Here is a 297-nt window from a genome sequence, read left to right on the forward strand (position 1 = left end):
CCTCCCTAGAGTGCCGGCATATCGCTGTCAGCCGTCACGCCCCACCTTGCCCGCCCCCCGGCGCTGCTGTTGCAGCAGCTCGGGCAGTCACGCGGCGGGCGGCCCTTGTTCGAGGGCGTGGACCTGGCCCTGCACCCGGGCGATCTGCTCTGGGTCCAGGGCCGCAACGGCGCCGGCAAGACCAGCCTGCTGCGGCTGATCTGCGGCCTCAGCGCGCCGATCGCCGGGCGGGTGCATGTCGAACAGGAACTGCTCTACATCGCCCACAAGCCCGGCCTGAAGGACCAGTTGAGCGTG

Annotated in this window: 1 protein-coding gene; it reads left to right on the forward strand. The window is 70.7% G+C overall.

What is annotated here, in order from left to right; genetic code table 11:
* Window positions 1-69: 69 nt before the first annotated feature.
* Window positions 70-297, forward strand: a 228-nt coding sequence (locus ACNQ0T_RS23820; RefSeq protein WP_417930456.1) for an ABC transporter ATP-binding protein, incomplete at its 3' end; no start/stop codon positions are given.

The organism is Enterobacter cloacae complex sp.6700776, assembly GCF_048284255.1.
Taxonomy (GTDB): Bacteria; Pseudomonadota; Gammaproteobacteria; order Enterobacterales; family Enterobacteriaceae; genus Enterobacter; species Enterobacter intestinihominis.